At 54.0% G+C, this 25,036-nt stretch carries 23 protein-coding genes and 1 riboswitch; of the genes, 14 read left to right on the forward strand and 9 right to left on the reverse strand.

The window, feature by feature from the left end:
• Positions 1–205 precede the first annotated feature (205 nt).
• The 4 genes from AC07NP_RS06340 (at position 206) to AC07NP_RS06355 (ending at position 5,488) form a co-directional block, all read left to right on the forward strand.
• Positions 206–1,819, forward strand: coding sequence for a BCCT family transporter (locus tag AC07NP_RS06340; protein WP_494659908.1), 1,614 nt, complete (start codon positions 206–208; stop codon positions 1,817–1,819).
• 49 nt (positions 1,820–1,868) lie between these two features.
• On the forward strand, positions 1,869–2,993 hold the full coding sequence (yeaW, locus tag AC07NP_RS06345; protein WP_494659909.1) for a carnitine monooxygenase, oxygenase subunit YeaW: 1,125 nt from the start codon (positions 1,869–1,871) through the stop codon (positions 2,991–2,993).
• An 18-nt stretch (positions 2,994–3,011) separates the two neighbouring features.
• Positions 3,012–4,460, forward strand: coding sequence for an NAD-dependent succinate-semialdehyde dehydrogenase (locus AC07NP_RS06350; protein ID WP_494659910.1), 1,449 nt, complete (start codon positions 3,012–3,014; stop codon positions 4,458–4,460).
• A 62-nt stretch (positions 4,461–4,522) separates the two neighbouring features.
• Complete coding sequence (locus AC07NP_RS06355) at positions 4,523–5,488, forward strand: PDR/VanB family oxidoreductase (protein WP_494659911.1); 966 nt, start codon at positions 4,523–4,525, stop codon at positions 5,486–5,488.
• 47 nt (positions 5,489–5,535) lie between these two features.
• Here the strand turns inward: AC07NP_RS06355 and rnd are convergent, their stop codons facing one another.
• The 5 genes from rnd to yoaA all read right to left on the reverse strand — a co-directional run bounded on the left by rnd (position 5,536) and on the right by yoaA (position 11,936).
• Positions 5,536–6,651, reverse strand: coding sequence for a ribonuclease D (gene rnd, locus AC07NP_RS06360; RefSeq protein ID WP_494659986.1), 1,116 nt, complete (start codon positions 6,649–6,651; stop codon positions 5,536–5,538).
• Positions 6,652–6,732: 81 nt separating this feature from the next.
• Positions 6,733–8,418 carry a long-chain-fatty-acid--CoA ligase FadD gene (fadD, locus tag AC07NP_RS06365; RefSeq protein ID WP_494659912.1) on the reverse strand — a complete coding sequence of 562 codons (1,686 nt, stop codon included), beginning with the start codon at positions 8,416–8,418 and terminating at the stop codon, positions 6,733–6,735.
• Positions 8,419–8,622: 204 nt separating this feature from the next.
• Positions 8,623–9,216, reverse strand: a complete 594-nt coding sequence (locus tag AC07NP_RS06370; protein ID WP_494659913.1) for a Slp family lipoprotein — start codon at positions 9,214–9,216, stop codon at positions 8,623–8,625.
• A 56-nt stretch (positions 9,217–9,272) separates the two neighbouring features.
• Positions 9,273–9,968 (reverse strand): tRNA (adenosine(37)-N6)-threonylcarbamoyltransferase complex dimerization subunit type 1 TsaB, encoded by a 696-nt coding sequence (tsaB, locus tag AC07NP_RS06375; protein WP_203358099.1) that lies wholly within the window; start codon positions 9,966–9,968, stop codon positions 9,273–9,275.
• Positions 9,969–10,025: 57 nt separating this feature from the next.
• A complete protein-coding gene (gene yoaA / locus AC07NP_RS06380; RefSeq protein WP_276292038.1) occupies positions 10,026–11,936 on the reverse strand; it encodes a DNA repair helicase YoaA in 1,911 nt (636 codons plus the stop codon).
• A gap of 136 nt (positions 11,937–12,072) precedes the next feature.
• Here yoaA and AC07NP_RS06385 point away from each other — a divergent pair, with 136 nt between their 5' ends.
• Positions 12,073–12,417 carry a RidA family protein gene (locus tag AC07NP_RS06385; protein WP_203358101.1) on the forward strand — a complete coding sequence of 115 codons (345 nt, stop codon included), beginning with the start codon at positions 12,073–12,075 and terminating at the stop codon, positions 12,415–12,417.
• Between the two features lie 7 nt (positions 12,418–12,424).
• Here AC07NP_RS06385 and AC07NP_RS06390 read toward each other — a convergent pair whose 3' ends face one another.
• Positions 12,425–12,604: a YoaH family protein gene (locus AC07NP_RS06390; RefSeq protein ID WP_203358102.1), complete on the reverse strand. Its 180-nt coding sequence runs from the start codon at positions 12,602–12,604 to the stop codon at positions 12,425–12,427.
• 83 nt (positions 12,605–12,687) lie between these two features.
• On the opposite strand from AC07NP_RS06390, the gene pabB reads away from it, so the two are divergent.
• The 4 genes from pabB (at position 12,688) to AC07NP_RS06410 (ending at position 17,908) form a co-directional block, all read left to right on the forward strand.
• A complete protein-coding gene (gene pabB / locus AC07NP_RS06395; protein ID WP_494659914.1) occupies positions 12,688–14,049 on the forward strand; it encodes an aminodeoxychorismate synthase component 1 in 1,362 nt (453 codons plus the stop codon).
• Between the two features lie 3 nt (positions 14,050–14,052).
• Complete coding sequence (locus tag AC07NP_RS06400) at positions 14,053–14,631, forward strand: CoA pyrophosphatase (protein WP_494659915.1); 579 nt, start codon at positions 14,053–14,055, stop codon at positions 14,629–14,631.
• 183 nt (positions 14,632–14,814) lie between these two features.
• Entirely contained in the window at positions 14,815–16,179 is a 1,365-nt protein-coding gene (sdaA, locus tag AC07NP_RS06405; protein ID WP_203358105.1) for an L-serine ammonia-lyase, read from the forward strand.
• 130 nt (positions 16,180–16,309) lie between these two features.
• Positions 16,310–17,908 (forward strand): EAL domain-containing protein, encoded by a 1,599-nt coding sequence (locus AC07NP_RS06410; protein ID WP_494659916.1) that lies wholly within the window; start codon positions 16,310–16,312, stop codon positions 17,906–17,908.
• 6 nt (positions 17,909–17,914) lie between these two features.
• Here AC07NP_RS06410 and yoaE read toward each other — a convergent pair whose 3' ends face one another.
• Both yoaE and AC07NP_RS06420 read right to left on the reverse strand, forming a co-directional pair.
• Positions 17,915–19,474, reverse strand: coding sequence for a CNNM family cation transport protein YoaE (gene yoaE / locus AC07NP_RS06415; protein ID WP_494659917.1), 1,560 nt, complete (start codon positions 19,472–19,474; stop codon positions 17,915–17,917).
• Positions 19,462–19,620: a protein YoaL gene (locus tag AC07NP_RS06420; RefSeq protein WP_494659918.1), complete on the reverse strand. Its 159-nt coding sequence runs from the start codon at positions 19,618–19,620 to the stop codon at positions 19,462–19,464. Before AC07NP_RS06420 ends, yoaE begins: the two co-directional genes overlap by 13 nt.
• Positions 19,621–19,935: 315 nt before the next feature.
• On the opposite strand from AC07NP_RS06420, the gene manX reads away from it, so the two are divergent.
• From manX to mntP, 5 genes are all read left to right on the forward strand, one after another.
• Entirely contained in the window at positions 19,936–20,901 is a 966-nt protein-coding gene (gene manX / locus AC07NP_RS06425; RefSeq protein WP_494659919.1) for a PTS mannose transporter subunit IIAB, read from the forward strand.
• A gap of 57 nt (positions 20,902–20,958) precedes the next feature.
• The gene (manY, locus tag AC07NP_RS06430; protein ID WP_162379735.1) at positions 20,959–21,759 is read left to right on the forward strand and encodes a PTS mannose transporter subunit IIC; all 801 of its coding nucleotides are present in this window, start codon (positions 20,959–20,961) and stop codon (positions 21,757–21,759) included.
• Positions 21,760–21,771: 12 nt separating this feature from the next.
• Positions 21,772–22,623 (forward strand): PTS mannose transporter subunit IID, encoded by an 852-nt coding sequence (locus AC07NP_RS06435; protein ID WP_203358109.1) that lies wholly within the window; start codon positions 21,772–21,774, stop codon positions 22,621–22,623.
• 51 nt (positions 22,624–22,674) lie between these two features.
• Entirely contained in the window at positions 22,675–23,133 is a 459-nt protein-coding gene (locus AC07NP_RS06440; RefSeq protein WP_203358110.1) for a DUF986 family protein, read from the forward strand.
• Positions 23,134–23,328: 195 nt separating this feature from the next.
• A riboswitch (yybP-ykoY riboswitch) is annotated at positions 23,329–23,429 on the forward strand.
• Between the two features lie 130 nt (positions 23,430–23,559).
• Complete coding sequence (mntP, locus tag AC07NP_RS06445) at positions 23,560–24,126, forward strand: manganese efflux pump MntP (protein WP_494659920.1); 567 nt, start codon at positions 23,560–23,562, stop codon at positions 24,124–24,126.
• Here mntP and rlmA read toward each other — a convergent pair.
• A complete protein-coding gene (gene rlmA / locus AC07NP_RS06450; RefSeq protein ID WP_494659921.1) occupies positions 24,123–24,932 on the reverse strand; it encodes a 23S rRNA (guanine(745)-N(1))-methyltransferase in 810 nt (269 codons plus the stop codon). The two genes, mntP and rlmA, sit on opposite strands and share 4 nt — an antisense overlap.
• Positions 24,933–25,036: the final 104 nt, after the last annotated feature.

Here is a 25,036-nt window from a genome sequence, read left to right on the forward strand (position 1 = left end):
TTCTCCCCGGTAAATTCCTGCGCCATTTCACCTTTTATTATTTCCGTTCCGTGTTTTATTGCTTCACGCATCCGCTAATTGTTTAATTCATGTAACAACTAAATAATTAAATCGTTAATACAGCAGTAACAAGTCTTGACCCTACAGCGTGATTACAACAACAGGCCAATGCCAAATACGGGCGACGACGCCCAGGAGATCACCCATGTTGAGCAATGTAAAAAAGAAAAAAGATGTGCCGCTGATCGCCATCAGCTTACTGGCCATCCTTTTTATCGCAGCAACATTAAGCCTCTTCCCCCAGCAGTCTGCGCAAGCAGCAAACACCATTTTTAACGGCGTTACCCGGATGCTCGGTTCCGCTGTTCAGGTCCTGGTGCTATTGGCAATGGGACTGGTCATTTATCTGGCGACCAGTAAATACGGCAATATTCGCCTGGGGGAGGGAAAACCGGAGTACAGTACCCTGTCCTGGTTATTTATGTTTATCTGCGCCGGATTGGGTTCTTCCACGCTCTACTGGGGCGTTGCGGAATGGGCGTATTACTACCAGACTCCGGGTCTGAATATCGCGCCGAACTCGCAAAAAGCCCTCGAATTTAGCATCCCCTACTCCTTCTTCCACTGGGGGATCAGCGCGTGGGCAACCTATACCCTGGCCTCATTAATCATGGCCTACCATTTCCATGTGCGTAAAAATAAAGGATTAAGCCTCTCGGGGATTATTGCCGCCATCACCGGCGTGCATCCGCAAGGCGTCTGGGGCCGTCTGGTCGACCTGATGTTCCTGATCGCCACCGTCGGCGCATTGACCATCTCTCTGGTCGTCACCGCGGCCACCTTTACTCGCGGGTTGTCTGCGCTGACCGGATTACCGGATAACTTCACGGTGCAGGCCTTCGTTATCCTGCTTTCCGGCGGAATTTTCTGCCTTAGCTCCTGGATTGGCATCAACAATGGCCTGCAACGCCTGAGCAAAATGGTCGGTTGGGGCGCGTTTCTGCTGCCGCTGCTGGTGCTCATCGTTGGCCCAACCGAGTTTATTACCAACAGCATCATCAACGCCATTGGCCTGACCACGCAGAATTTCCTGCAAATGAGTCTGTTCACTGACCCGCTTGGCGACGGTTCATTTACCCGCAACTGGACCGTGTTTTACTGGCTGTGGTGGATCTCTTATACCCCAGGCGTGGCGATGTTCGTTACTCGCGTGTCGCGCGGTCGTAAGATTAAAGAAGTCATCTGGGCGCTGATCCTCGGCAGCACCGTCGGCTGCTGGTTCTTCTTCGGCGTGATGGAAAGTTATGCCATCCATCAGTTTATTAACGGAGTGATCAACGTTCCGCAGATTATGCAAACGCTGGGTGGCGAAACCGCCGTGCAGCAGGTCCTGATGTCGCTCCCGGCCGGTAAGCTGTTCCTGGCGGCGTATCTGGCGGTGATGATTATTTTCCTCGCCTCCCACATGGATGCGGTGGCCTATACCATGGCGGCAACCAGCACGCGAAACCTGCAGGAAGGTGAAGATCCTGAGCGTGGACTGCGTCTCTTCTGGTGTGTGGTTATTACCCTGATTCCGCTGTCGATTTTGTTTACCGGCGCCTCGCTGGAAACAATGAAAACTACCGTGGTACTGACAGCGCTTCCGTTCCTCGCCATCTTACTGGTGAAGGTCTTTGGCTTTATTCGCTGGTTAAAGCAGGACTATGCCCACGTCCCTGCCCATCAAATTGAAAGCAGTCTTCCCGAAACGCAGGAGCGCGCGCCCGTATCAACGCCCACGCTGCCCGCCGGGACAATACTCAAAGGCGACCACTGAGCGCCACGAGCCAACATCCTCTTACTGACAAAAAATAAAAGGTAACCCTATGAGCAATCTGAGCCCTGAATTTGTTTTGCCTGACAACTTTTGTGCAAACCCACAGGATGCCTGGACCATTCCGGCACGCTTTTACACTAACCAGCAGGCATTCGAACATGAAAAAGAGAACGTGTTTGCCAATAGCTGGATTTGCGTCGCGCACAGCAGCGAACTGGCGAAGCCGAATGATTATGTGACCCGTGAGATCATCGGTGAAAATATCGTCCTGGTGCGCGGTCGCGACAATATTCTGCGCGCCTTCTATAACGTCTGCCCGCATCGCGGTCATCAGTTACTGAGCGGCGAAGGGAAAGCGAAAAACGTGATTACCTGCCCGTACCATGCCTGGGCTTTCAAGCTGGATGGCAATCTCGCTCACGCCCGTAACTGTGAAAACGTCGCCAATTTCGACAGTGAAAAGGCCCACCTCACCCCGGTTCGCCTTGAAGAGTACGCCGGTTTTGTCTTTATCAACATGGACCCTAATGCGGCCAGCGTTGAGGAGCAGTTACCGGGGCTGGCGGCAAAAGTGGTGGAGGCGTGCCCGGAGGTTCATGACCTGAAACTCGCGGCCCGTTTTACCACCCGCACCCCGGCAAACTGGAAGAATATCGTCGACAACTATCTGGAATGCTACCACTGTGGCCCGGCACACCCTGGCTTCTCTGATTCCGTACAGGTGGATCGCTACTGGCATACCATGCATGGAAACTGGACGCTGCAGTACGGTTTTGCCAAACCGTCTGAGCAGTCATTCAAATTTGAAGAGGGTGTGGATGCCGCCTTCCACGGTTTCTGGCTGTGGCCCTGCACCATGCTCAATGTCACCCCTATCAAGGGGATGATGACCGTTATCTATGAATTCCCGGTTGATGCGGAAACCACCCTGCAAAACTACGATATCTACTTTACCAACGAAGAATTAACGGATGAGCAGAAGTCGCTGATCGAATGGTATCGCGACGTGTTCCGCCCGGAAGATTTACGTCTGGTCGAAAGCGTACAAAAAGGGCTGAAATCACGCGGCTATCGCGGTCAGGGGCGCATTATGGCGGATACCAGCGGGAGCGGAATTTCCGAGCACGGTATCGCCCATTTCCATAATCTGGTCGCCCAGGTGTTCCAGAATTAATTGTACAGGGAGAGAGCCATGTCCGTATTTCAGTCTTCACTTTTTCGTCAACAAGCGTTCATTGCTGGCGTCTGGCGAGATGCCGATGATGACGCCACGCTGGCGGTGACGAACCCGGCAACGGGCGCGACGCTGGGAAAAATCCCCAATATGGGCGCAGAGGAAGCGCGTCAGGCGGTTGACGCCGCCTCGCAGGCATTACCGGCCTGGCGGGCGATGACTGCCGCTCAGCGTGGGATGTTACTCAAAGCCTGGCATCGTCTGATCCTCGACAACACCTCTGCGCTGGCGCAGATCATGACCGCCGAGCAAGGTAAGCCGCTGGCGGAGGCAGAGGGGGAAATTGCCTACGCCGCGTCGTTTATCGAATGGTTTGCCGAGCAGGGAAAACGCACCAACGGCGACGTTATCCCCTCCCCGTCCACCGATAAACGGTTGATGGTGATCCGCCAGGGAATTGGCGTCTGTGCCGCCATCACGCCGTGGAACTTCCCTGCGGCGATGATCACCCGCAAAGCCGGGCCTGCGCTCGCGGCAGGTTGTACGATGGTGCTCAAACCGGCGAATGAAACGCCATTCACCGCGCTGGCGCTGGCGGAACTGGCGCGACAGGCGGGGATCCCGTCCGGTGTTATCAATGTCGTGACCGGTAAGTCCCGCGATATCGGGGCGGTATTCACCGGTGATGAGCGCGTGCGCAAACTCTCCTTCACGGGGTCAACCGAAGTGGGCCGTGTCCTGATGCGCCAGTGTGCCGACAGCATTAAAAAGGTGTCGCTGGAGCTGGGCGGTAACGCGCCGTTTATCGTCTTTGAAGATGCCGACCTCGACAAAGCCGTGGAAGGCGCGCTGGTCGCCAAATTCCGTAATGCCGGGCAAACCTGCGTGTGCGTAAACCGCTTTTATATTCATCACGCCATTTACGACGCGTTTTGCGAGAAATTCGTCGCCAGGGTCGCGGCGCTGCGGGTGGGCGACGGCAGTCAGCCCGGCGTACAAACAGGACCGCTGATCAACAGTGATGCCGTGCAAAAAGTGCAGTCCCTGCTCGACGATGCGCTGACCCGTGGCGCCACGCTGTTAACCGGCGGCCAGCGTCATGCGGCAGGCGGCAATTTCTTTACCCCCACGGTGATAGGCAACGTGCAGCCAGGCTCTCAACTGTTGCAGGAAGAGATCTTTGGCCCGGTTGCCGCACTGGTGAAATTCGACGATGAACAGGATGTTATCCGTCAGGCTAATGACACCATTTATGGCCTGGCATCGTATTTCTACACCAATGACGCCGCGCGGATCTGGCGCGTTTCAGAACAGCTTGAGTACGGGATGGTGGGGATCAATACCGGACTCATCTCCAATGAAGTCGCGCCGTTTGGCGGCGTCAAACAGTCGGGGCTGGGGCGCGAAGGGTCAGAGTACGGGATCGAAGATTATCTGGAGATGAAATACCTCTGCCAGGGGCTGTAACGATGACAGGTCCCGACGCGGCCAATGCGCAGCGTCGGGCTGATTTTTAAGGGAGTGCTGCGATGTCCGAATATCAAATGCATCAGGTGCGGGTGAGTCAGGTTGAAACCCTCACCGCGCATGTAAAGCGTTTTACCTTGGTCGCTGCGTCGGGCGGCGCGTTACCCGCCTTCAGCGGCGGTAGTCATATTATTGTCCAAATGCGTGAGGGCAATCAGCTCTATAGCAATGCCTATTCGCTGATGAGTTCCCCGCTGGATACCTCTCACTGGCAAATTGCCGTGAGGCTGGAGGAAAACTCCAAAGGGGGATCCCGCTATCTGCATCAGCAGGTGAAACCCGGCGACACGCTCACCGTGTCCACCCCGAAGAATCTCTTCGCGCTCGCACCGCAGGCGAAAAAACATCTGCTGATCGCCGGGGGAATTGGGATCACCCCATTCCTCTCTCAGATACCCGAACTGGAACAGCGCCAGGCGCAGTGGCAGCTCCATTATTGTGCCCACAGCCAGGAGAGTTGCGCGTTTCACAGTGAGTTATCTCAGCACATCAATGCCTCCCGTATTCATCTGCACCTTTCGTCAGAAGGCACACGGTTGGAACTGGCGCGTCTGCTGGCGGATGTTGAACCGGGCACCCATATCTATACCTGCGGTCCGGCAGCACTTAACGACGCCGTAAGACGCGAGGCTGCCGCTCTCGGCATCGACAAAGATGCTCTGCATTTTGAACAATTTGCCGTTGAAGATAAGGCGGGCGATGTCTTTACCCTCGTGCTGGCCCGTTCGGGACGCGAATTTGTGGTCCCCGAAGAGATGACGATTTTGCAGGTGATCGAAAATAACAAAGCGGCGAAGGTGGAGTGTTTGTGCCGTGAAGGGGTGTGCGGCACATGTGAAACGGCGATTCTCGAAGGGGAAGCCGATCACCGGGATCAGTATTTCAGTGACGATGAAAAAGCCAGCCAGCAAAGTCTGCTCATCTGCTGCTCACGCGCCAAAGGTAAGCGACTGGTGCTGGACTTATGATCTCACGGCCGAATAACGGGAGCGCCTGGCTCCCGTTTTCGTCTGGTTTAGCGGGGATACTCTTGCAGCAGACGGTTGAGCTGTTCGGCCATCAGCTCCGCGCGCCATCCGGAAATCAGCTCCGGCAACGTCGCCTGCGGTTTTAGCTTCCAGTGCCAGTTGAGCAACTGGTTTATCTGGCGGCGGGAGGCGAGCAGCTCGGCGCTGAGATTATGCGCCGCACTGACGTCGGCAACCAGCGCCTTGATGGCTTTGAATGCCTTGCGGTAGCCCGGCATATCCATCAGATTCAGCAAGGGTTGCGGGAGGCTCTCTTCCGGGAGCGCCTGCGCTTGTGCCACCAGCGAAATCAGCGTCTTGCCGTGAAAACGAATTTCACTGCCGGAAAGCCCAAGACCGTCGAGTTCCCCCAGACTGCCTGGCATATAGCGGGCAACAGCCCACAGATGTTCTTCGCGCACCACAAAATTGACCGCCAGATCGCGCTCACGCGCTTTACGCAGTCGCCAGTCGGCCAATAATTGCAGGCAGGCCAGTTGACGGGTACGCAGCTGCCAGGCGTTGGTAATTTCACGCCAGGCGTCTTCAGGCGCGAGGATCTCCTGACGGCGTTGCTGCATCAAACGACACTCATCCAGCGCAGCTGGCAACCAACCACTCTCTTGCGTTTCCGCCATCAGCTTTGCGGTGATCGGTAATAGATACCAGACATCGGCCGCCGCATACTCACACTGGCGCTCCGTTAACGGTCTGGCCAGCCAGTCGGTACGGGATTCACTCTTGTCCAGCGCTACGCCGGTGAACTCTTCCACCATCGATGCAAATCCCCATGACAAGGGACGTCCGCAAAATGCGGCGAGGATTTGCGTGTCGATCAGCGGCTGCGGCAGTTCACCAAAGGTATTCAGAAACACTTCCAGATCTTCACTGCCCGCATGCAGATATTTGGTAATGGCGGTATCGCGTAAAATGGCGCGCAGTGGGGACCAGTCGGTGATCCCGTGCGGATCAATCAGCGCAACGTGTTCGCCATCAAACAGCTGGATAAGACCCAACTGCGGATAATAGGTGCGCGTGCGGACAAATTCAGTGTCCAGGGCAATTGCCTTAAACGCACGGACCGCTTCGCACAGGGTTGCCAGTGCGTCGTCCGTCGTGATCATTTGGTAATTCAAATCGTGTTCTCTTAGGTTTGCGCCAAAAAAAACGCCGGCTTAACCGGCGTCTGACGACTCATTTAAAGCTTATGCCTTATTGTCTACTTTGCCACGCGCTTCGTCACGTAATTCTCGTCGCAAAATTTTTCCGACGTTAGATTTTGGCAACTCGTCACGGAATTCCACCAGCTTAGGCACTTTGTAGCCCGTCAGATGGCGACGACAGAAAGTGACCAACGCCTCATCGGTGAGAGAAGCGTCTTTTTTCACCACAAAAATCTTCACCGCCTCGCCGCTGCTGCCGGACGGTACGCCCACCGCAGCCACTTCCTGAACGCCAGGATGCTGCATGACCACATCTTCAATCTCGTTCGGATAGACGTTGAAGCCGGAGACCAGAATCATGTCCTTTTTACGGTCAACGATGCGCAGGAAACCTTCTTCATCCATCACCGCGATATCACCGGTATGCAACCAGCCCCCTTTGACGATCTCATCCGTCGCGTCGGGACGCTGCCAGTAACCCAGCATCACCTGTGGGCCTTTGATGCACAGCTCGCCCGGCTCTCCCGGCGGCACTTCGTTGTCATCATCGTCCACCAGTTTGACCTCGGTGGAGGGAACCGGTAAGCCAATACTGCCGCTGTGATAGTCGATATCATGCGGGTTAACGCTCACCAGCGGCGAGCATTCGGTCAGCCCGTAACCTTCCAGCAGGTATTGCCCGGTCAGCTTCACCCAGCGCTCCGCTACGGCTTGCTGGACAGGCATTCCGCCACCTGCTGACAGATGCAAGGTAGAAAAGTCGAGCTGCTGGAACTCTTTGTTATTTAACAGGGCATTAAACAGCGTGTTCACGCCCGTCATGGCGGTGAACGGGTATTTCGCCAGCTCTTTAACCAGACCAGGGATATCACGCGGGTTGGTGATCAGCAGGTTTTGACCGCCCAGTTCAATGAACAGTAAGCAGTTCATGGTCAGGGCGAAGATGTGATACAGCGGCAGCGCGGTGACCACCAGCTCTTTACCCGGATGCAACAGCGGCCCGTAGGTAGCATTCACCTGCTCGAGGTTTGCCAGCATATTGCGGTGCGTCAGCATCGCCCCTTTCGCCACCCCAGTCGTGCCACCGGTATACTGCAGAAAAGCCAGATCTTCAGGCACCACCTCAGGCTTCACATATTGCATGCGATAGCCGTTCTGTAACGCGCTACGAAATGAAATCGCATCCGGCAGATGGTACTTCGGCACCAGACGCTTAATGTATTTCACTACGAAGTTAACCAGTGTGCCTTTCGCCGTCGAGAGCTGATCGCCCATACGGGTCAGGATCACGTGTTTTACGGCCGTTTTCTCAACCACTTTTTCCAGCGTATGGGCAAAGTTGGAGACAATCACGATGGCCGTCGCGCCACTGTCGTTGAGCTGATGCTCCAGTTCACGCGGTGTATACAGGGGATTGACGTTGACCACGATCATCCCGGCACGCAGGATACCAAACAGTGCGACAGGGTACTGCAACAGGTTCGGCATCATCAGCGCGACACGATCGCCCTTTTTAAGCCCGAGCCCCTGCTGCAAATACGCCGAAAATGCCCGGCTACGCTCTTCGAGTTTGCGGAAGGTCATCACCTCCCCCATATTGACGAACGCAGGCTGATCGGCGTAGCGCGCCGAAGCCTGTTCGAACAGTTCCACCAGGGATTGATAACGGTCAGGATTGATCTCCGCCGGGACATCTGCGGGATAACGGTTAAGCCAAACCTTCTTCAAAACATCACCTCTAAAATGCGTGTTCGTCGTCATCACAACCCCAGTAAATAAACAAGCCGTTAACATAATATTAACTCAGCGTACCAGTTTATTAATTACTCAACTGAAAGGTTGCGAAGCGCGTCACTATTTATTTTTCTTCTATCCGTATTAATGCAGAAACAGCGGACGAGCCGCTGTTTCTTTTATCGACAAAACAATGAGTTACTCTGTTACTATCGTCTGAACCTGGACGGGGCCGGGGTTATACCATCCGCCATAACCATAGCCGTAACCATAGCCATAGTGTCTGGCGCGTGCACCGTAAAACCACGGATCAATCGGCTGAGGCGGCATCACAACCTGTTGCGTAACCCGCCAGCGCTTATAGCCCGTAACCTGCATCAGCATAAATTTATACGGGGTATTGCCGATTTTACCGTCGACAGTTCCGCTGATTGGGCCGACGACAGTAACCAGTTGACCACGAAAATCAACCGGGTCAAGGAACCCGTTCACGTCTGCCATAATGCGTCCGCGTGACACTTCGCCGAGCACCGGTCGCGCGCCGCTATCCAGAGACACCGTCGCGATCTCCAGACGGGTTTTCCCCTGCTGGTTTTGCACGTCCACCACTTTGCCGCCAAAACGCGCTTCCTGGCCGACATACAGTTGCGGCGCGTTCATCACCCGCGCCAGATCCTGTTGCGGCGTTGGACTCGACCCTTTGATAGCATCCGGAACGGTGACGCAGCCACTCAGCATAAGCGCAACGGCTGCCGCCAGCATTCCTTTAACAATCTGTCTGTGAACCGCCATAATGCGACTCCTTCTTCTCAGCGCATATCACTGCATCAGGCTAATACTACTGAGATTCATTCTTTACCGGGAAGTTTCTTCCACGCCACGTTGTTACGCAAATAAACCGGTTCGGCATGCTCAACGGCGACGGTTTTTCCTGCCGCCAGCATTTGGCTGGCTAACGGCAGCATATCTTCTGCCGCAGGCAGCAAGACGTCGCCATCACGCAGCGCCAGACCGCTCTCGTTTGCCAGTTCCGGCCATGCAGGCCAACCCGTGCCCACCGTGGCCCACTCGCCGGAAAGTTGCTTTAACCGTGCGAGTACAGCATCCGGTTTTAACACCGCTTCAGTATCTTCACCGTGCCATACGCCATTTTCGTCGCGCTGATATTCTGCCCAGTAGACTTCGCCCATTCGGGCGTCAATCGCCGCCAGAACGCGGGTGGCGCCGGTTTTACGCCAGGCGCCCTGCGCCATCGTTGCCAGCGTCGAGACACCGATCATCGGAAGAGAGGCCCCCAACGCCAGACCTTGCGCAATACCGATACCAATGCGCACGCCGGTAAAGCTCCCCGGCCCGCGGCCAAAGGCCAGCGCGTTGATTTCGGCAAGCGTTGTGCCGCTGGTTGCCAGGATATCCTGAACCATCGGCAAGATTCGTTGGGTGTGTTCTCGTGGGCAAAGCTCAAATTGAGCGTTGATATTACCGTCATTCCACAGGGCAACAGAACAGGCTTCTGTGGCGGTATCGATAGCCAGAATTCGCATGGGTCTTCGTGCTTAGATCAATAAAATGGCGCGTATCTTACCATACTCCGTAACAAATTACTTAACCGATGGGAGGGCAAGAAACCGGACGGCGCGAGCAATATCCCGGGTGCGCGGCGCAGGCGGGAGACTGGCCAGGAACGTCGCGCCATAGGGACGCATAACGAGTCGGTTATCACAAATCACCAGCACGCCACGGTCATCGGCATCACGGATCAGGCGCCCCACCCCCTGCTTCAGGGTGATAACCGCATCCGGTAACTGAACCTCATCGAAAGGATCGCCGCCGCGCAGTCGGCAGTCTTCCATTCGCGCTTTGAGCAACGGGTCATCCGGCGAGGTAAACGGCAGCTTGTCGATAATCACCAGCGACAAGGTATCGCCTCGCACATCAACGCCTTCCCAGAAACTGCTGGTCGCCACCAGCAGCGCGTTGCCCGCGCTAACAAACTGCTGCAGCAGTTGACCTTTGCTGGTTTCGCCTTGCAGCAGCACCGGTAACGTCATGGTGGCGCGGAACTGTTCGGCAAGGTCGCGCATCATGGCGTGCGAGGTACACAGCATAAAGCAACGCCCATTGTTCGCTTCAATGATGGGTCTTAACATCGCGGCCAACTGGCGCGCCGCGCCGGGCTGGTTGGTCTGCGGCAGGTTTCGCGGCACTAACAGCAGCGCCTGCTGCGTGTAATCGAACGGACTGGGAAGCAGCATGGATTCTGCCTCTTCAATCCCCAGTCGCGCGGTAAAGTGGCGGAGATCGTCATTCACCGACAGGGTCGCTGAGGTAAAAATCCAACTACCGGGTTTCTGCGCCATCACCTCTTTGAATTTATCCGCAACACTCAGCGGCGTCAGCGCCAGGGTAAAATGCCGTGACGTACATTCATACCAGTAGCTGTAGCCTGGCTGATTGATCTCTTTCAGGCGTTTGAGGCGGGTGCGGTATAACGTGGCCCGCTCAAAGGCGGCGTCTAACAGCGCCGAGCGCCCCAGAGAAAGTTTCGCGACGTCGTAACACAGTTCGAGCGTGTCATCGAGCAACAGAAAGGCCCGCTGGACGCGCGGATCGGCGAGAAGCTCGCGCAGGTTCCCACGGTAGCCTGGCTCCCCTAATTGCAAACGGAAATCTTGCGCACTCTGGGCAAGGCGGTCAGCGCATTTTTGCAGTTGTTGGGTGTCTTTGAGCTCGGTGCGATACGCAATCGTAAAATCTTTTGCCAGATCAAGCAGCTGTCGGCTGGAGAGTGACTGTCCAAAATACTGGCTTGCGATGTCGGGAAGTTGATGGGCTTCGTCGAAGATCATCACCTCGGCCTCGGGGATCAGTTCACCGAAACCGCTCTCTTTCACCACCATGTCAGCCAAAAAAAGATGGTGGTTGACCACCACGACATCGGCATCCATCGCTTTTTTACGCGCTTTGACCACAAAGCACTCTTTGTAGAGCGGGCAATCGCTGCCCAGACAGTTGTCGTTGGTGCTGGTGACCAGCGGCCAGGCCTGGGAGTCTTCCGCCACGCTAACGCAGGTACTGATGTCGCCATCAAGGGTTTGATTAGACCAGGAGCGCAGTAAGATGACGTCGCTCAAAATTTGCACCGGCAAGTCACCGCCGGCCAGCGCCTGCTGTTCAAGACGCTCCAGACACAAATAGTTTGAGCGCCCTTTCAGCAGCGCCAGTTTGCCGGTGAACTTCAGGGCGTTTGCCACGGTAGGGAGATCGCGACTGTAGAGCTGATCCTGCAACGCTTTCGAGCCCGTTGAAATAATCACTTTCTTTTTGGCGCGCAACGCAGGCGCGAGATAGGCGTAGGTTTTCCCTGTGCCTGTTCCGGCTTCGACGACCAGAGGGGCCGAAGTTTCAATCGCATGGGCCACGGCAACGGCCATTTGTCGCTGTGGTTCGCGCGGCTTAAAACCCGCTATCGCTTTCGCTAACTGACCGTCTACGGCAAAATCGTCCGACACACTACCCCCTGTTCATTTGAACAGGGATTATGTCAGGCCAGAGGATCTTTCGCCAGTTGAAGAGGTGACGACGGCATAACAATGTGGCAGTCTTGCCGCGTAAAAATGGAACCTTAACGCTAACGAGGAGTAATTGATGACTATTGTCCGTATTGATGCCGAAGACCGTTGGTCTGATGTCGTTATCCACAACAATACCCTGTACTACACCGGCGTACCTGAGAACCTGGACGCTGACGCCTTCGAGCAGACGGCCAATACCCTGGCGCAAATCGATGCCGTACTGGAAAAGCAAGGCAGCAATAAGGCGCGCATTCTGGATGCGACCATTTTTCTTACCGATAAAAGTGATTTCGCGGCGATGAACAAAGCCTGGGATGCCTGGGTTGTTGCCGGACATGCGCCTGTACGTTGCACGGTACAGGCTGGGTTAATGAACCCGAAATATAAGGTTGAGATTAAAATTATCGCTGCCGTCTAAGGTCGCGTTATTCGTCCTCATCCTCAAAACGCGCCACGATCCGCTCGCCGGTATGGGTGGCGCGTAACTCCGCAGCCACCAGCGCAATCGCCTCCCCGCTACTCATTCCTTGTGACATCAGTTCCTGAATGCGTTCTACCGCTTTTTGCTGCTGATCGTGCGTGAGTGAAGGTAAACCTGCAAACATGATGAACTCCTGCTAAATTGTTAACGCTAATTATTTCATGCTACCCGGCACATAGCCAGTAGAGTAGTCACGAGTCAGGACAGATGAAGACGTTATCTCCCGCTGTAATCCAGTTACCCTGGCGTCAGGACGCCGCTGAACACTATTTTACGCCGCTGAGTCATACCCCCTGGGCCATGCTTCTGCATTCTGGTCACGCGGATCACCCGCATAACCGCTTTGACATTCTGGTGGCCGATCCCATCACGACGCTGGTCACACGTGGAGAAAAAACACGGGTCTGCGATGCGCATAACTGCACCACAACGACGGATGATCCGCTGAACGTCGTGCAGACAGCGCTGGCATCGCTGGCGATGACCCCATCGCACAGCGACGATTTTCCGTTTCAGGGGGGAGCTCTGGGGCTTTTTGGCTACGATCTGGGGCGTCGTTTTGAATCGCTGCCCGATATTGCCCAACACGATATCACGTTGCCGGATATGGCGGTGGGAATTTACGACTGGGCGCTGATTGTCGATAACCAAAAGCAAACCGTGTCGCTGCTCAGCCATTCGAACGCACTCGCACGACTCGACTGGCTGGAAAGCCAACAGGCGCCAGTGCATGAGCCGTTCAGCTTAACCTCCGCCTGGCAGTCGAACATGACGCGCGAGCAGTATGGTGAAAAATTTCGCCAGGTACAGGCTTATCTGCACAGCGGCGACTGCTATCAGGTGAATCTTGCCCAGCGTTTTCAGGCTGACTATCAGGGTGACGAATGGCAAGCCTTTGTGCGTCTCAATCAGGCCAACCGCGCCCCCTTCAGCGCCTTTTTACGTCTGGAAGATGGCGCTATTTTGAGCCTTTCACCAGAACGATTTATTCAACTCGCGAACGGCCACATTCAGACCCGCCCCATCAAAGGGACACTTCCGCGTCTGGAGGATCCGCACGATGACCGTCAGCAGGCGCAAAAACTCGCCAGCTCACCGAAAGACAGGGCGGAAAACCTGATGATTGTCGATCTGATGCGCAATGATATTGGCCGCGTTGCCGTACCAGGGTCCGTCAAGGTGCCCGAACTGTTTGTCGTTGAGCCGTTTCCGGCGGTACACCATCTGGTCAGTACCATCACCGCACAATTGCCCGACCACCTGCATGCCACCGATCTGCTGCGTGCCGCCTTCCCTGGCGGTTCGATCACCGGCGCGCCGAAAGTACGCGCGATGGAAATTATTGATGAACTGGAGCCCCAGCGACGCAATGCCTGGTGCGGCAGCATCGGGTATCTCAGCGTTTGCGGCAATATGGATACCAGCATCACCATTCGCACCCTGAGCGCGACAGAGGGAAAACTTTCGTGTTCCGCAGGCGGCGGGATTGTGGCGGACAGCCAGGAAGCGGCGGAATATCAGGAAACGTTTGATAAAGTGAATCGTATTTTGCATCAACTGGAGAACTAAGACGTGGATAACAGCAGCCTGACGCTCGATGATTTTTTATCACGGTTTCAACTTTTACGCCCTGAGATGAGTCGTGAAACGCTGAACAACCGTCAGGCCGCCGTACTGATCCCTGTCGTTCGTCGCCCTCAGCCTGGACTGCTGCTCACCCAGCGTTCCGTCCATCTACGCAAACACGCCGGTCAGGTGGCCTTTCCCGGTGGCGCGGTAGACAGTAGTGATGCATCGCTTATCGCCGCTGCGCTGCGCGAAGCCCACGAAGAGGTCGCCATTCCCCCTGAGGCCGTTGAGGTGATCGGGGTACTCCCTCCGGTAGACAGCGTCACCGGGTTTCGGGTCACGCCCGTCGTTGGCATCATCCCACCCGATCTTCATTATCACGCCAGTGAAGATGAAGTGTCTGCCGTGTTTGAAATGCCGCTGGCGCAAGCGCTGCAACTGAGGCGATATCATCCACTGGATGTGTATCGTCGCGGGGACTCTCATCGCGTCTGGCTTTCCTGGTATGAGCATTATTTCGTCTGGGGCATGACGGCCGGAATTATTCGTGAGCTGGCGCTGCAGATTGGCATGAGACCCTGACTATACTTAACTTTACACGTACCGAACACGACTTGAAACTCCACGCCCAATATTAGTAAAAGCAAGGTTATCTATTAGTTTAATTCATGTGAATAGTTAAGCTGATAGCCCTATTCCCTCTTACACTATGCAAAGTTATTACATCGTTACTGGAACCCCAGTTACCCTGTCAGGAGTATTATCGTGATTAGTCTATTCGACATGTTTAAGGTGGGGATTGGTCCCTCATCCTCCCATACTGTAGGGCCTATGAAGGCGGGTAAACAGTTCGTCGATGACCTGGTCGAAAAAGGATTATTGGATAGCGTTACCCGTGTCGCCGTGGATGTATACGGCTCACTGTCATTAACGGGTAAAGGTCACCACACGGATATCGCCATTATTATGGGTCTGGCGGGGAACGAACCTGCCACCGTTGATATTGATAGCATCCCGGGTTTTATCCGCGACGTTGAAACGCGCGGACGCCTGTTGCTGGCTCAGGGTCGGCATGAAGTGGATTTCCCGCACAATAACGGGATGCGTTTTCATAATGACAATCTGTCATTGCACGAGAACGGAATGCAGATTCACGCGTGGAACGGCGAAACCGTCATCTACAGCAAAACGTATTATTCCATCGGCGGCGGTTTTATCGTTGATGAAGAACATTTTGGTCAGGACGCAACGGGTGATGTGAGCGTGCCTTATCCGTTCAAGTCAGCCACCGAGATGCTGGAATATTGCAACAGCACCGGCCTGTCGCTTTCTGGCATGGTGATGCAAAACGAACTGGCGCTGCACAGCAAGAAAGAGATTGAAGAGTATTTCGCCAATGTCTGGCAAACCATGCAAGCCTGTATCGATCGCGGCATGAACACCGAAGGCATTCTGCCTGGTCCGCTGCGCGTTCCGCGCCGTGCGTCTGCGCTGCGCCGGATGCTGGTTTCCAGCGACAAGCTCTCCAGCGATCCGATGAACGTTATCGACTGGGTGAACATGTTCGCCCTGGCCGTTAACGAAGAGAACGCGGCGGGCGGTCGGGTAGTGACAGCGCCAACCAACGGCGCCTGCGGTATCGTCCCTGCGGTGCTGGCCTATTATGATCATTTTATTGAGTCAGTCAGCCCGGATATCTATACCCGTTACTTTATGGCCGCTGGCGCTATCGGCGCGCTGTATAAAATGAACGCCTCCATTTCTGGTGCTGAAGTCGGCTGCCAGGGGGAAGTTGGCGTGGCTTGTTCAATGGCTGCTGCGGGTCTGGCGGAACTGCTGGGCGCCAGCCCAGAGCAAGTTTGTGTGGCAGCCGAAATCGGCATGGAACACAACCTGGGCTTAACCTGCGATCCGGTTGCGGGTCAGGTGCAAGTACCGTGTATTGAACGTAACGCGATTGCCTCGGTGAAAGCGATCAACGCCGCGCGTATGGCTATGCGCCGTACCAGCGCACCGCGCGTCTCGCTGGATAAAGTTATCGAAACCATGTACGAAACGGGCAAAGACATGAACGCCAAGTACCGTGAAACGTCGCGTGGCGGACTGGCCATTAAAGTGCAGTGTGACTAATACTTGAACCTCGCCCATCTGCAACGGATGGGCGAATTTTACGCATCACCCTCGTCTACTGTAATTTTCCCCACTACACTTGCTCTGTCGCGGTTGGCTTTTGTTGCCAACGGCTTATCGGGCAGCTCGTATGCAAACAGCTCAACGGATCATCAAAACCTACCGTCGTAACCGTTTCATTGTTTGCACGATTTGTGCGCTGACCACGCTCATCCTGACGTTATGTTTCCGCTTTATGTCAGAGCGAAATTTTAATCATCACCGAACCGTGTCGTTCGCCAATCATGCCGTTAACGCACTGGATGAGGTCCTGCGTCCCCTCCAGTCTGGGCGGGATGTGATGCTGCCGTTGATTGGCCTCCCCTGCTCAGTCACCCATTTAGCACTGCGTAAACAGGCCGCCAAACTGCAAACGGTCCGTTCCATTGGTCTGGTCGAAGGGGGCGTATTGTACTGCTCCAGCATCTTTGGCTATCGCAATGTGCCGGTCCACCAACTGCATGCAAATCTCCCGGCGCCAGAGCCTTTACTTCTTCTCTCCATCGATCGCTCGCTTATCAAGGGCAGCCCTATTCTTATCCAGTGGTATCCGTCATCATCCAATGGCAAAAACGGGGTGCTGGTGATCGTGAACATCGATTTGCTGGTGGATATGCTGCTTGAACCAGAACAGCCGCAAATCACCAGCGCGAGTTTGTCCGTCGGCAATCACCATCTCCTTTATGGCAGAGGGGTCGTCGACACGTTACCCCCTCTTAATGGCGAACAACGTTATCAGCTTTCCTCACAATATTTTCCGTTCACCATTAGCGCGACCGGTCCAGGGGCGGGAGAACTGGCGCTAAAGCATCTGCCTTCTCAGCTCCCGCTCGCCATGATGCTCAGTCTGTTGGTGGGGTATCTCACGTGGCTGGCGACCGCCAACAGAATGAGTTTCTCCTGGGAGATCAATCTGGCCCTTGCCGCGCGCGAGTTTGAGCTTTTTTGTCAGCCATTAGTGAACGCCCGTACACAACAATGTATTGGGGTAGAAATTCTGCTGCGCTGGAATAATCCCCGCCAGGGTTGGATCTCTCCGGATGTGTTTATTCCGATCGCCGAAGAGCACCATCTCATTGCCCCACTGACCCGCTACGTGATCGAGGAAACGGTTCGCCAGCGGCATTTTTTTCCGATGAGCAGCCAGTTTCACATCGGTATCAATGTGGCGGCCAGCCACTTTCGTCATGGCGTACTGTTAAAAGATCTCAATCACTACTGGTTTAAAGCGCAACCCATTCAGAAGCTCGTTCTTGAACTCACAGAACGGGATGCGTTGCTTGATGTGGACTATCGCATGGTCCGCGAACTTCACCGTAAAGGTGTCAAACTCGCGATTGATGATTTTGGGACGGGAAACAGCTCGCTGTCGTGGCTGGAAAAACTGCGGCCAGATGTTCTGAAGATCGATAAGTCGTTTACCGGCGCCATCGGCACCGACGCGGTGAATTCGACAGTGACCGATATCATCATTGCCCTCGGACAGCGGTTGAATATCGAACTGGTGGCGGAAGGGGTGGAGACACAAGCGCAGGCGCAACATCTTCGTCAACACGGCGTACATATACTGCAAGGATTTCTGTATGCGAAACCGATGCCATTACGTGATTTTCCACAGTGGCTGGCGGGCAGCTCACCGCCGCCCGCCCAGCATAACGGGCACATGATGCCCGCCATACCGTTCCGTTAACCCCGTTTATTCATCTTCGTCATGTGCGGGTTGCTCTTTAACAATACGAACCAGATCAACCCGATAGTCATTGGCTTCGACAATCGTAATGCTCAATGGCGCGACCTCAATCACATCGCCCACGCGTGGAATATGGCCATTTACCGCGATAACCAGTCCCGCGACCGTGGCAATTTCATCGTCGTCGTCCACCAGATTATCGACCGCAAGCGCCTGTTGAAGCGCATGGAGATCGGTCCCACCTTTCACCAGCCAACCGTCAGCATCGGTGATGATTTCCGGTGTTTCATCCGCATCCGGGAATTCACCGGCAATCGCTTCCAGTACATCCAGCGGAGTGACCAGTCCCTGCACGACGCCAAATTCGTTGGTAACGATAACAAAGCTACCGCGGGCACGACGCAATACCCCTAACAGGTTGATCGGATCCAGCGTTTCCGGAACCACAATGGCCGGCGATGCGGATGCAATGGCCGCAACGTCGACACCTTCTTCCAGGGCAACCAGCAGTTCTTTCGCACGGACGATACCGATAATTTCATCAAGCTCGCCACGACACACCGGGAACAAACTGTGCGGAGAGGAGAGTAATTGCTCGCGGATTTCATCCACGCTCAGACTCGCATCAACCCAGCTAATCTCACCGCGTGGCGTCATAATGCCGCGTAACGAACGCGACGCCAGCGTCAGTACGCCGTTAATCATATAACGCTCTTCATCGGCAAAGGCGCCTTCCAGGACGGGAACCACCGCCGGAATATCCAATTCACTCTGCACATTCGCCTGCCTTTTTCCGCCCATTAAGCGCAGAATCGCGTCAGCGGTACGCGCACGCAGCGGTAACGTCGACTGATGGCGAATAAAATTACGCCGGGCAATTTGGTTAAACAGCTCGATAATAATGGAGAAGCCAATCGCCGCGTACAGATACCCTTTCGGAATGTGGAAGCCGAAACCTTCAGCCACCAGACTCAAACCAATCATCAGCAGGAAGCTCAGACAGAGCACGACCACCGTCGGATGTTGGTTCACGAAACGTGTCAGCGGTTTAGAGGCCAGCAACATCACCGCCATCGCAATGACCACTGCCGCCATCATCACTGGCAGGTGGTTAACCATACCTACAGCGGTAATGACCGCATCCAGCGAGAAGACCGCATCCAGAATCACAATTTGCGTAACCACCACCCAAAAACTCGCATAGCCTTTACCGTGCCCGGAATCATGCTCGCGATTTTCCAGCCTTTCATGGAGTTCCGTGGTGGCTTTAAACAGCAAGAATATCCCCCCGAGCAGCATGATCAGGTCACGCCCCGAAAAGGTTAAATCCCAGACGGTAAAGAGCGGTTTGGTTAAGGTCACCATCCACGAAATGATGGACAGCAACGCAAGACGCATGAACAGCGCCAGTGACAAACCGATAAGACGTGCTTTATCGCGCTGCTTTGGCGGTAGTTTGTCAGCCAGAATCGCGATAAAAACCAGGTTATCAATGCCCAGAACAATTTCGAGAACAACAAGCGTGAGCAGCCCCACCCAAATTGAGGGGTCCATTAAGAATTCCATGACAAGCTCCTGCTTAAGGAATAGCCAGACGGCGCACTGAACATCTCAGGCGATAAAGCAATGTGCAAATTCAGATTGTGGCAAACGTTGCCAGAATGGCAGGCGCAAAGCGACCTGAAGGTGAAATGACGTCGGTGACGATCCATACATCGGGCTACTGCCCTATACTCCTTAGAAATTAAAACAGATCATAAACATAACAGAGACAATATCTTTTTGGCAAAGATTTACGGTCCTTTGCAAAGAGATGTGACAGAGATATTTTACACCACGAAATTTCTCGTAACCGAAACCTAAATTACGGATCTCCATCACATAAAATATTTTTTTCGATATCTAAAATAATTCACGAAAATCATAGGTTTTCTATTGTAACCCTTATCTGAATCGATTCGATTGCGGACGGCGATTCAAACTACATTTTTGCGTCGATGTGTTAACAATAATAAAGGAGGTAGCAAGTGACCATTGCTATTGTGATAGGCACACATGGTTGGGCTGCAGAGCAGTTACTTAAAACAGCCGAAATGCTGTTAGGCGAGCAGGAAAATGTCGGCTGGATCGATTTCGTTCCAGGCGAAAATGCCGAGACGCTTATTGAAAAGTACAACGCTCAGTTGGCAAAACTCGATACCAGTAAAGGCGTGCTATTTCTCGTCGATACATGGGGAGGCAGTCCGTTTAACGCTGCCAGCCGCATTGTCGTTGATAAAGAGCATTATGAAGTTGTCGCAGGCGTTAACATTCCCATGTTGGTGGAAACGTTTATGGCCCGTGATGACAACCCGAGCTTTGACGAATTGGTTGCTCTGGCAGTTGAAACCGGACGTGAAGGTGTGAAAGCGCTGAAAGCAAAACCGGTTGAAAAAGCGGTGGTCGCACCGGTTGTAGCGCCCAAAGCGGCCGCACCGGCAAAACCAATGGGTCCTGATGATTATATGACCATCGGTCTGGCCCGTATTGATGACCGTCTTATCCACGGTCAGGTGGCAACGCGCTGGACCAAAGAGACCAACGTGACCCGCATTATCGTGGTAAGCGATGAAGTGGCTGCGGATAACGTTCGTAAAACCCTATTAACACAAGTCGCACCTCCGGGCGTAACGGCGCACGTCGTAGATGTCGAGAAGATGATTCGCGTCTACAACAACCCGAAATACGCCGGCGATCGCGTCATGCTGTTGTTCACCAATCCTACTGATGTGGAGCGTATCGTCGAAGGTGGCGTGAAAATCACCTCCGTGAACATTGGCGGTATGGCCTTCCGCCAGGGCAAAACGCAGGTTAACAATGCGGTTTCTGTCGATGAGAAAGATATCGTCGCTTTCAAAAAACTCAACGAACGCGGTATCGAACTTGAAGTTCGTAAAGTTTCCACCGATCAGAAACTGAAAATGATGGACTTGATCGCCAAAGCGGCGAAGTAAGCCGTCATCATTAATTAGCTTTCACACTTAAGTCTGTATAGCAATAGGAGAAGTACAATGGAGATTACCACTCTTCAGATTGTGCTGGTGTTCATCGTCGCATGTATCGCGGGTATGGAGTCGGTACTTGATGAATTTCAGTTCCACCGTCCGCTGATAGCCTGTACGCTGATCGGCGCCGTTCTCGGGGATATGAAAACCGGTATTATCATCGGTGGTACCCTGGAAATGATCGCTCTGGGCTGGATGAACATCGGTGCCGCCGTTGCACCCGATGCCGCGCTGGCGTCCATTATCTCAACCGTTCTGGTTATCGCCGGTCACCAAAGTATTGGTGCTGGTATCGCGCTGGCTATCCCGCTGGCGGCGGCAGGCCAGGTTCTGACCATCATCGTGCGTACTATCACCGTGGCATTCCAGCACGCAGCGGATAAGGCGGCCGAAAACGGCAACCTCACGGCGCTGTCCTGGATCCATGTCTCTTCCCTGTTCCTGCAAGCAATGCGTATCGCCATTCCGGCCGTTATCGTGGCTATCTCTGTCGGTACCAGTGAAGTGCAGAGCATGCTCAACGCGATTCCGGAAGTCGTTACCGGTGGTCTGAATATTGCGGGCGGTATGATCGTCGTCGTCGGTTATGCAATGGTCATCAACATGATGCGTGCGGGCTACCTGATGCCGTTCTTCTACCTCGGCTTTGTGACCGCCGCATTTACTAACTTCAACCTGGTCGCTCTGGGTGTGATTGGCGCAGTCATGGCCATCCTCTACATTCAGTTGAGCCCGAAATATAACCGCGTAGCGGGTGCACCAGCTCAGGCTGCTGGTGATAACTCTCTCGATAATGAACTGGACTAGCAGGTGAGCGAAATGGTTGATATGACTAAAACAACTACCGAGAAAAAACTCACTCAGAGTGACATTCGTGGCGTGTTCATTCGTTCTAACCTGTTTCAGGGTTCATGGAACTTCGAACGTATGCAGGCGCTGGGTTTCTGCTTCTCGATGATACCGGCCATCCGCCGTTTGTATCCTGAGAACAACGACGAGCGTAAACAAGCGATTAAACGTCACCTCGAGTTCTTTAACACCCATCCTTACGTGGCGGCCCCGGTACTGGGCGTTACGCTGGCGATGGAAGAACAACGTGCTAACGGCGCGGAGATTGACGATGGCGCCATCAACGGTATCAAAGTCGGTCTGATGGGTCCGCTGGCGGGCGTCGGTGACCCGATCTTCTGGGGTACTGTTCGTCCGGTGTTTGCCGCACTGGGTGCCGGTATCGCGATGAGCGGCAGTCTGCTGGGTCCACTGCTGTTCTTCATCCTGTTCAACGCCGTACGTCTGGCAACCCGTTACTACGGCGTGGCCTACGGTTATCGTAAAGGTGTCGATATCGTTTCTGATATGGGCGGCGGTTTCCTGCAGAAACTGACTGAGGGGGCGTCAATTCTCGGCCTGTTTGTCATGGGGGCACTGGTTAACAAGTGGACGCACGTCAACATCCCGCTGGTGGTGTCGACCATCACCGGTCAGGATGGACAAACCCGCGTGACCACCGTGCAGACCATCCTTGACCAGCTGATGCCGGGCCTGGTGCCGCTGCTGCTGACCTTCGCCTGTATGTGGCTGCTGCGTAAGAAAGTGAACGCCCTGTGGATCATCGTTGGCTTCTTCGTCATCGGTATCGCAGGTTACTCTGTCGGTCTGTTGGGTCTGTAATAACGTTGTACTTTACCGGGGGCCTGCCCCCGGTTTTTATTTGGAGGATTCATGACAATCACGGACCTGGTGCTGGTTCTCTTTATTGCCGTGTTGCTGGCATTTGCCATTTACGATCAGTTCATCATGCCCCGCCGTCACGGCTCCACCCTGCTTTCTGTTCCCCTGTTGCGTCGCAGTCGTGTGGACAGTGTCATCTTTGTTGGCCTGGTGCTCATTCTTATCTATAACAACGCTACCAGCCACGGGCCGCAAACCACCACATGGTTATTATGTGGTCTGGTATTAATGGGGTTGTATCTGTTCTGGATCCGGGCGCCCAAAATCATCTTCAAGCCAAAAGGCTTCTTCTTCGCCAATGTGTGGATAGAATATAACCGGATTAAAGAAATGAATTTATCCGAGGATGGCGTGCTGGTGATGCAATTAGAACAACGCCGATTGCTGGTCCGCGTACGAAATATAGACGACCTGGAAGGAATATATAAACTTCTCGTTTCTTCTCAATGAGTTAATAATATAGCCTGAACTATATCCTGGTATATCAGCCAACGACAAACATAGCTCAGGCTATATTTTAATAGCTAAAATTATTATTCCTTTTAACCTTTCATTGATATTTAAATCTAAATGAAAATCGTTTTCAGTTAGAAGTCAAATATTATTTCCCCATTGTTGTTTTATATTCTCAAAATATGTTAAGGTTGCGCCGTCATTTGGGGAGTAGCCGATTTCCAGACTCCGGAAATGTACGCGTCAACATACTCGTTGAAAAACGTGGCGCGTACGGACTGAAACTCTCAGTCAGGCGAGACCATATGCACATCAACTGCTATGCCAACCAGAATGCGAATACTGTCATCACAGATGCGCGTTGGGGGCATGTTTGCTGGGGGCGGTGATGTGTTTTATGGAAACCCCGGTCAGGACGCTGTCATGCATGTTACCGCTACAATTCTTCTCGCTTTTGGCATGTCGATGGACGCCTTCGCTGCGTCGATTGGTAAAGGCGCTACCCTGCATAACCCCAAATTCTCCGAAGCGCTGCGCACCGGCCTTATTTTTGGCGCTGTCGAAACGCTGACCCCGCTGATTGGTTGGGGCATGGGGATGCTGGCGAGCAAATTCGTTCTCGAATGGAACCACTGGATAGCCTTCCTGCTGCTGATTTTCCTCGGCGGGCGTATGATCATTGAAGGCTTTCGTGATAACGATGACGAAGACGCAGAGCCCCTGCGCCGTCACAGCTTTTGGTTGTTAGTGACTACAGCCATTGCCACCAGTCTGGATGCAATGGCCGTTGGGGTCGGTTTAGCCTTCCTGCAGGTAAATATCATCGCGACTGCGCTGGCCATTGGTTGCGCTACGCTTTGCATGTCGACGCTGGGAATGATGATTGGCCGATTCATTGGCCCGATGCTGGGCAAACGCGCTGAAATTTTAGGCGGGATCGTGCTGATTGGCATTGGCGCCCAGATCCTCTGGGCCCATTTTTACGGCTAACTGTCGCGCTGCCAGAGGTGAAGGCTGAAATCGGTCTGGCAGTCAAACACCTCCCTGGCTGACAACGTTTCCCACACGTCTGGTTTCGCCCGCCATGCAAAAGGCGTCATCTGTAACAACGCCACAGCCTCACTGCCGCTAAGGCTCATCGGATAGTTCAACGCCACGCTCTGCTGTAACGTAAATCCGTCGATCTGTTCCGTGTGCGGCGCATGCAGTCGGATCTCATCATAAATCAGCCCTTTGAGCTCCATTAAATGGCGTGGCCCCGGCGTGGCGGTGATCACCCACCCACCCGGTTTGACGACTCTGGCTAACTCTTCTGCTTTGCACGGCGCGTATATCCTGACAATGGCATCCATTGACGCATCAGCAAATGGCAGACGGTGACTCGAGGCAACGCAGAACGTCACCTGCGGATAACGTTTTGCCGCAGACTTAATCGCCACTTTTGCCACATCCAGACCAAACACGGTGATTTCTGGCTGCGCATCGGCAAATGCATGGGTGTAATACCCTTCGCCGCAGCCAATATCGAGAACCGAAGTCGCATGGGGAGGTAAACGTTCATTGAGGATATTGACGATAGCGTCACGTAGCGGCTGATAATGCCCGGCGTCAAGAAACGCCCGGCGCGCCTGCATCATTTCCGCACTGTCACCGGGGTCACGCGAGCGTTTATGCTGCACCGGCAGTAAGTTGACATATCCTTCTTTCGCCACATCAAACTGATGTCGTTGCGGACAGATAAAACTGTTTTTTACTTGCGCAAGAGGGTGGTGGCAAAGAGGACAAGAAAACGACATGACAACTCCGGCTGATGACTTCGGGGCGCAAGTGTAACGCGAATTGCGCCCCGGGAAAATATACTCTCAATAATTCACATTGCAGAACAACGCACGCAAAGGCC

The sequence above is a fragment of the Citrobacter sp. GW821-FHT07H02 genome (genome assembly GCF_059418505.1).

Bases quoted from the DNA above. Each gene is read 5' to 3' on its own strand.
- AC07NP_RS06340 (WP_494659908.1), top strand. From the start codon at position 206: ATGTTGAGCAATGTAAAAAAGAAAAAAGATGTGCCGCTGATCGCCATC.
- yeaW (WP_494659909.1), top strand. From the start codon at position 1,869: ATGAGCAATCTGAGCCCTGAATTTGTTTTGCCTGACAACTTTTGTGCA.
- AC07NP_RS06350 (WP_494659910.1), top strand. From the start codon at position 3,012: ATGTCCGTATTTCAGTCTTCACTTTTTCGTCAACAAGCGTTCATTGCT.
- AC07NP_RS06355 (WP_494659911.1), top strand. From the start codon at position 4,523: ATGTCCGAATATCAAATGCATCAGGTGCGGGTGAGTCAGGTTGAAACC.
- rnd (WP_494659986.1), bottom strand. From the start codon at position 6,651: ATGATCACGACGGACGACGCACTGGCAACCCTGTGCGAAGCGGTCCGT.
- AC07NP_RS06370 (WP_494659913.1), bottom strand. From the start codon at position 9,216: ATGGCGGTTCACAGACAGATTGTTAAAGGAATGCTGGCGGCAGCCGTT.
- tsaB (WP_203358099.1), bottom strand. From the start codon at position 9,968: ATGCGAATTCTGGCTATCGATACCGCCACAGAAGCCTGTTCTGTTGCC.
- AC07NP_RS06385 (WP_203358101.1), top strand. From the start codon at position 12,073: ATGACTATTGTCCGTATTGATGCCGAAGACCGTTGGTCTGATGTCGTT.
- AC07NP_RS06390 (WP_203358102.1), bottom strand. From the start codon at position 12,604: ATGTTTGCAGGTTTACCTTCACTCACGCACGATCAGCAGCAAAAAGCG.
- pabB (WP_494659914.1), top strand. From the start codon at position 12,688: ATGAAGACGTTATCTCCCGCTGTAATCCAGTTACCCTGGCGTCAGGAC.
- AC07NP_RS06410 (WP_494659916.1), top strand. From the start codon at position 16,310: ATGCAAACAGCTCAACGGATCATCAAAACCTACCGTCGTAACCGTTTC.
- yoaE (WP_494659917.1), bottom strand. From the start codon at position 19,474: ATGGAATTCTTAATGGACCCCTCAATTTGGGTGGGGCTGCTCACGCTT.
- AC07NP_RS06420 (WP_494659918.1), bottom strand. From the start codon at position 19,620: ATGGATCGTCACCGACGTCATTTCACCTTCAGGTCGCTTTGCGCCTGC.
- manY (WP_162379735.1), top strand. From the start codon at position 20,959: ATGGAGATTACCACTCTTCAGATTGTGCTGGTGTTCATCGTCGCATGT.
- AC07NP_RS06435 (WP_203358109.1), top strand. From the start codon at position 21,772: ATGGTTGATATGACTAAAACAACTACCGAGAAAAAACTCACTCAGAGT.
- AC07NP_RS06440 (WP_203358110.1), top strand. From the start codon at position 22,675: ATGACAATCACGGACCTGGTGCTGGTTCTCTTTATTGCCGTGTTGCTG.
- mntP (WP_494659920.1), top strand. From the start codon at position 23,560: ATGCATGTTACCGCTACAATTCTTCTCGCTTTTGGCATGTCGATGGAC.
- rlmA (WP_494659921.1), bottom strand. From the start codon at position 24,932: ATGTCGTTTTCTTGTCCTCTTTGCCACCACCCTCTTGCGCAAGTAAAA.